The following is a 6,161-nucleotide window of genomic DNA, read 5'->3' on the forward strand; positions in this document are numbered from 1 at the left end:
TTGCTAGTATTGCTGTTTGTTTTCCTGTGCAGCTCTTTAGCCATCGCGTTTATTGTCAAGCGTGACTGGGACAACCTCAATGAGCGCCGGCAGGCCCAGACCAAGCTGAACACCCAGCTGGCCAGCGACTACTTCAAAAAGGAGCTGGCGGAAGCGCAGAATGTTACGGAAAGCATAGAATCCGGCACTGTTGGCAACGGCGGTGACTCGACCAATTTTGCCGACACGGCCAAGTACATGCTGAAAAAATATCCGGACATTTACTCTTTGCAGCTAATTCACGGCTCTCAGACGATCAATGTCTATCATAAAAAAGCAACTGAATTGGGCCAATCCAGCCTGTTGCATGACGCGGAAAGCAGGAAAATTTTTGAATACTGCCGGAAAGAGCGAATCAACGGAATCGTCGGACCGATCAAGACGGGGAAAGACAAGAACACCCTGGTTATCTGCAAGCCGATTTTCATTAAAGACAAGTTCTGGGGCTACTCGGTGGCCGCGATTAAGCGAAAAGACCTCTTTAAGCCGACATTCCAGAAACTGGACCAGCTGGGCTATGATTACCGCTTGTCTAAAACTCATATTACGGATCCTGGCTATCACACCCTTAACGCCAACTTAAAGGGGCAGGCCCAGGCAAAAGTGATCTTCCGCTTGGGGGGATGCAGCTGGAAACTGGAGGCGGCCAGAAAAGATGCCGGGCAGCTGCCACATGAGGTCAAGTCCGAAATCTTCTCTGGGATCGTTACCGTGATCATCAGCACCGTCCTGGTTGCTCTTTTGCTCAATTACCTTGAGCGGGGGAGAAGGCTTTCCCGGCTGGTTGACACGGACTATCTGACCGGCCTCATGAGCCGGCAGGCCTTTGACCGGGACGTAAGCAAATATCTGGAAAAACATAAAGGAGAGCCTTCAGTTGCTGCCTTGATCGACATCGATGACTTCAAGTACATCAATGACCTCTATGGCCATGATGCAGGTGACGCGGCGCTGAAGACTTTTGCCAAGGTCCTGGAAGACAATTTCGGCCAGCTGGGCAAGGCCTGCCGCAACGGCGGGGATGAATTTGCCGTCTTTTTGAAGCGGACGACAATGACCGAGGGACGGGCGATTTTTAAAAAGTTCTTCCGGCAGAAGTTGACCTTCAGCTACCAAGGCAAAGACTATCCTTACACGATCTCCCTGGGTTTCGCCGCTTACCCGGACCAAGGGGCAAGCCGGGAAGAACTCTTGAACAAGGCTGATGCGGCCCTCTATGTCGTGAAAATGACCGGGAAGGGAACGATGGCGGCTTACCACCCGGATATGGTCAAGGAAGGACGGTCGCAATTGGGCTTTAATCTGCGCGACTTAGCAGTCAACCTGCCTGGTGCCTTCTTCATCTACCGGGCTGATAACGGGAAGATCCTTTTTGCTAACAGGGAACTGCTGAGGATTACGGAATGCTCTAGCATGGAAGTGTTTTTCGAATTTATCGGCCGAAAAGTCAAGGGCTTGATCGCTCCGGAAGACTATGCTGAAGCTGTAGAGAGCTGTGACCAGCAGGTGGGGGACAGCGATGATGCAGTGGCTCATTTGGACTACCATGTCATCACCAAAGAGACCCACAAGCGGATCTACGTGCATGCCGTGGCCCATATGGTCAAAAATCCCTACTTTGGTGAGATCTATTATGTTATTCTCAGTCCCAAGCCAGAGCAAAAATAACAAGCGAAAACGCGTCCTTTTACAAGGGCGCGTTTATTTATTGTCGCTACTGCTTTAAGTGCTTTCTGAAGAAGTTCAGTTCATCCAGGTTGCACTGCTTGGCAATGTCGTCTCTTTGGTTGCAGTGGAAGACGTGGCCGCGCGGGTTCTCCATATCCCCGTAGATGTGGAGCTCATGCGGGATTTCCTTGGCCAAAAGATAGCCGTCCAAGCGGACAGCAGAATCGTGCAGGAAGTCCTGGTTAGCCGTCATGATGAAGAGCGGTGGCAAGTTTTGCGTCAGATACTTTTCTGTGTTCAGCATCTCTTCCTTACCGCTGACTGCTTCTGGGGTAAAGTAGGCGCCTGGCGCGCCATCAGTAAAGCCCGGGGTGAGCATGAAGTAGGCCCCGCAGTTAAGCGCGGCTGCTCTGACTGTTAGTTTTGGCAGTTCGTAGCCAAAAAGCTGGCGGAACTTGTCATTGGTCAAGATGGCCAGGTACTGTTCTTCCATCTGCCCGCCGGCTGAGTCGCCGACTAAGAAGACATTGCCCGTGTCCAGGTCATATTCTGGTCCGTGTTCAGCTACCCAGTGGATCAAGCGGTTAACATCATCCATTTCGCCTGGGAACTGGACGTCTGGAGCCAGACGGTAGTTGAAGTTGACAAAGGCGAAGCCTTCTTTAGCCAGGCCCAGCCCGTAGAACTGGTAGGTTTCCTTAGTCCCGTAAACCCAGCCGCCGCCGTGAATGCTGATGATGACCGGGACCTTGCCGGTCCGCTTTTTAGGCAAGTAAATGTCCAGCAAGTTCCACTTTGGGTCTGGCCCATAGCTTAAGTCATTGATTCTTTCGACTTCTGGAATTTCGGTGGGCAAGCCTTCATCGCGCTTGTCGTCATGCATCTTGGATCCAGTCCGCATTTCTTCAACAGCTTGTAAAATCTTTCCATCAAGTGTCATGTTTTTCTCCTTTCACTTGTAAGCGTTAACCAAATTATAGCCGATATGGTCAATTTTGGTAGAAAAAGCAAATTTTTTACAAAAAATCCCGATTAAGAATTAAATAGAATTTAATCCTTTAACTTTGCTATAATGAAGTCAGCTAAATACAAGATGCAGGAGGAAAAAGAACAATGGAAGCAGTTAAAGCAGAAGATTTGTATCAAGTCGTCAGCCTGGGCAACTTGCAAGCAAACGGCCAAAGGGCAGTACTGGCCAGAAACCAGGCCAAAGCCGATGGAGAAGGCTACTGGAATTGGCTGGACGTCTTTGAAAATGGCCAGCTCAAGCGCTTGACGACTTTGGGGCAGGAAAAGAACTATGCTTTGGTAAATAATCGTGTCTACTACACCGCTCAAGAGGGCAAAGGCAATTGCCTGCTCTATAAGCAGGAACTTGACCAGGCCAGTCCGGCAAAAGTCGTTGCTTTTAAAGAAGCCGGCTACCAGGTAATCAATTCCGTTGCCGGCCGCTATCTCCTTTTAAGCAGACGAGTGGATTTAGCTGAGAAAAAATCCGCTGATTACCAGGTTCTGGATGAACTGCCATACTACTTCAATGGCCAGGGCTACATCAACAAGCTCCGCGATCGCCTCTATGTCTGGGACTTGGCAGAAGAAAAGCTGACAGAACTTTTCAAGGGCGACCCAAACTTCTCGGTCATGGAAACTTTTGTTGCCAAGGAAAAAGTCTACGTGGTCGGGGTCAGCTACCAGACCCGGCGGCCATTTGACGGGGCGGTCTATGAAGTCGATCCAAGTACAGGTGATGCTAAGCTCCTTTTAGCAGCTGGCAAGGCCGAAGTTTCAGCGATTTTTGCTCTTAACAATCAAGTCTACTGCTTCGCCAACACTCATAAAAAGACCGGCTTAAACGAAAATCCGGAATTCTACCGGCTGACAGAAAAGGGCCTGGAATTAGCAGCCCACTTCGACAATTCCGGCCAGAGCGCGATTGCCGGGGACTGCGGGGTGATCGGCGGCAATGCTTTTGACGTCTATGGCGACAAGTTCTACTTTGTGACCACCATCGTTGACCACGATGAAATCCACGTTTTTGACGGGCAGGAAGTCAAGCCGTTTTTTGCCACGGACGGCATCATCAAGGGCTTCCGTTTGACGGGAGAAGATGAATTTTTCCTGGAAGCAGCCTTTGCCAACCAACTTTTGGAATTCTACCTGGTTAAAAATGGCCAGGTGCAAAAATTGTCCAGCTATAATGACCAGGCTTTAGCGGGCAAATACGTAGCTAAAGTCAATGAAGTGGAATATGAATCAGTTGAAGACGGGATTCAGCACGGCTGGGTGCTTTTGCCAAAAGACTACCAGGCAGGCAAAAAATACCCGGCGATCCTGGACGTTCACGGCGGCCCCCGCGCTACTTACAGCAAGGCCTTCTTCCATGAGATGCAGGTTTGGGCCGGGGCCGGCTACTTCGTCTTCTTCTGCAACATCCACGGGTCAAACGGGCAGGGGAACCAGTACGGGGACCTGCGGGGCCGCTACGGGACAGTAGACTACGAGGACTTAATGAAGTTTACCGATGCGGTTTTAGCGGCTTATCCAGACATCGACCAGACCCGTTTAGGCATCACCGGTGGCTCATACGGCGGCTTTATGACCAACTGGGTGATCGGCCATACCGACCGCTTTAAGGCGGCAGCTTCCCAGCGGTCTATCTCCAACTGGCTCAGCTTTGAGCATATGTCAGATATTGCCCCGGAATTTTGCGTTGACCAGGTGGGGGCAAGTGAAGATGATGACCCGGAAAAGGTATGGCTGCACTCCCCGCTCAAATACGTGAAGAATGTGAAGACACCGACTCTTTTCCTCAATTCAGATGAGGATTACCGCTGCCCAGTTGAAGAAGGGATGCAGATGTTCCATGCTCTCATGTCTCACGGCGTGGAAAGCCGGATGGTGGTCTTCCATGGGGAAAACCACGAACTGTCCAGAAGCGGGCGGCCAAAGAACCGCTTGAGCCGGTTGCAGGAAATCCAGACCTGGTTTGACGGGCACTTGGGCGAGTAAAAATCACACAATATGATGACAAAAATCCTTCCAAGATATTTGGAAGGATTTTTTATGCTTACTATTTGTCAGTGGAGAATCATCCAGGTAGAATAGACGTGAGTAAATAAACAAATTGGAGAGAATATAAACATGAAGACGAAAACAAGAAGCAATTTTTTGGCCAAAATTATCCCGGTCCTGCTGACCGCCGGGCTTTTCCTAACAGCTTGTCAAAAGCCTTTGACTAAGGCAGAGAAGAAGGAGCAGGCCAAAGAAACGGTGACCTTTTTCTTCCATGGCTACGGGTCCAGCATCAACGCGGAAAAGCATATGGCAAATGCAGCTAGACAAGCGGGCAAGAGCAATGAAGTTTTAGAAGCCAGAGTTGAAGAAAACGGGTCAGTCAAAATCAAGGGTAAGCTCGCGGATAATCCGAAGAACCCAATCGTTTTGGTCGGCTTTTCCGACAACCGGAATCCTGATTACCACAAGGATGGCTGGTATGCCTACCAGGCAGTTAAGGCAGCCCAGAAGAAGCTGGGCTTTTCCAAGATGAACCTGGTCGGCCACTCCATGGGCAATATGGCGATCAGCTACATGATTATGGATTATTCTGCCAAAAAGAATTTCCCAACGATCAAGAAGCAAGTCGATATCGCCGGCCACTTCAACGGGATTGTGGGCATGGAGAAGGATTCTCCAATTGACGCGTCCGGCAAGCCGAAGAAGATGAATTCGACTTATCAAGAACTGACCAAGCTCCGGCAGGTCTACCCAAAGGGGATTGACGTCCTCAACATTTACGGCGATACTGGTAAAAAGTCAGACGGCAGCGTCTACAACAATTCATCAAGATCCCTCAAGTATCTTTTAATCAAGGCCAAGAGCTACAAGGAAGTGAAGATCACTGGCAAGGGCGGCCAGCACAGCCGGCTCCACGAAAACAGCCAGGTGGACCAGGTCCTGCAGAAGTTTTTGTGGGAGTAAGATAGGAAAAGAGGCAAAGCATGACAGCAGAACTAGTAAAGCTGGATGAATCTTACGCGGAGGATTTTTGGCGGCTGAGAAAAGAACTGTTTACGGAACTAGGGGAGGTTGCTGAAAGTGAAGATTTGTCCGCCTTAGAAGAAGCGACTAAGCAGTACTTTTTGGCCCATATTGGCCAGGATATGGTTAGCTGGGGGATGCTGGAAAACGGGAAATTGGCGGCAACCGGTTCGCTCTGCCTGTTTAGCCGGATTCCCTACGCGGAGAACTTGACCGGGCAGGAAGGCTATATCCTGAACATCTACACGTCACCTAAGTCCAGAAAGCAGGGCTACGCCAAGAGAATAGTTGATGAAATAATTGACTATGCCCGTAGAACCGGGATCAAACGCCTTTGGTTGAATGCCAGTGAAGACGGCGAGGGCGTGTATGCCAAACGGGGCTTTACTAAAAAGGACAACGAGATGGAGCTGTTT

General features: G+C 50.0%; 5 protein-coding genes. 4 read left to right on the forward strand and 1 reads right to left on the reverse strand.

The features are described 5' to 3' along the window. Nucleotides 1–1,707, forward strand: a 1,707-nt coding sequence (locus ACLUXO_RS09920) for a diguanylate cyclase domain-containing protein (protein WP_412137409.1), incomplete at its 5' end; no start/stop codon positions are given. A 46-nt stretch (nucleotides 1,708–1,753) separates the two neighbouring features. Here ACLUXO_RS09920 and ACLUXO_RS09925 read toward each other — a convergent pair. Continuing rightward, complete coding sequence (locus ACLUXO_RS09925; protein WP_412137410.1) at nucleotides 1,754–2,647, reverse strand: alpha/beta hydrolase; 894 nt, start codon at nucleotides 2,645–2,647, stop codon at nucleotides 1,754–1,756. A 173-nt stretch (nucleotides 2,648–2,820) separates the two neighbouring features. On the opposite strand from ACLUXO_RS09925, the gene ACLUXO_RS09930 reads away from it, so the two are divergent. From ACLUXO_RS09930 to ACLUXO_RS09940, 3 genes are all read left to right on the forward strand, one after another. Continuing rightward, the gene (locus ACLUXO_RS09930; RefSeq protein WP_412137411.1) at nucleotides 2,821–4,716 is read left to right on the forward strand and encodes an alpha/beta hydrolase family protein; all 1,896 of its coding nucleotides are present in this window, start codon (nucleotides 2,821–2,823) and stop codon (nucleotides 4,714–4,716) included. 132 nt (nucleotides 4,717–4,848) lie between these two features. Then, nucleotides 4,849–5,685 (forward strand): alpha/beta hydrolase, encoded by an 837-nt coding sequence (locus tag ACLUXO_RS09935; RefSeq protein ID WP_412137412.1) that lies wholly within the window; start codon nucleotides 4,849–4,851, stop codon nucleotides 5,683–5,685. Nucleotides 5,686–5,705: 20 nt separating this feature from the next. Further along, a partial coding sequence (locus ACLUXO_RS09940; RefSeq protein WP_412137413.1) for a GNAT family N-acetyltransferase occupies nucleotides 5,706–6,161 on the forward strand: 456 nt, incomplete at its 3' end.

The organism is Lactobacillus delbrueckii subsp. bulgaricus, assembly GCF_046938665.1.
GTDB classification, from domain to species: Bacteria; Bacillota; Bacilli; order Lactobacillales; family Lactobacillaceae; genus Lactobacillus; species Lactobacillus delbrueckii_C.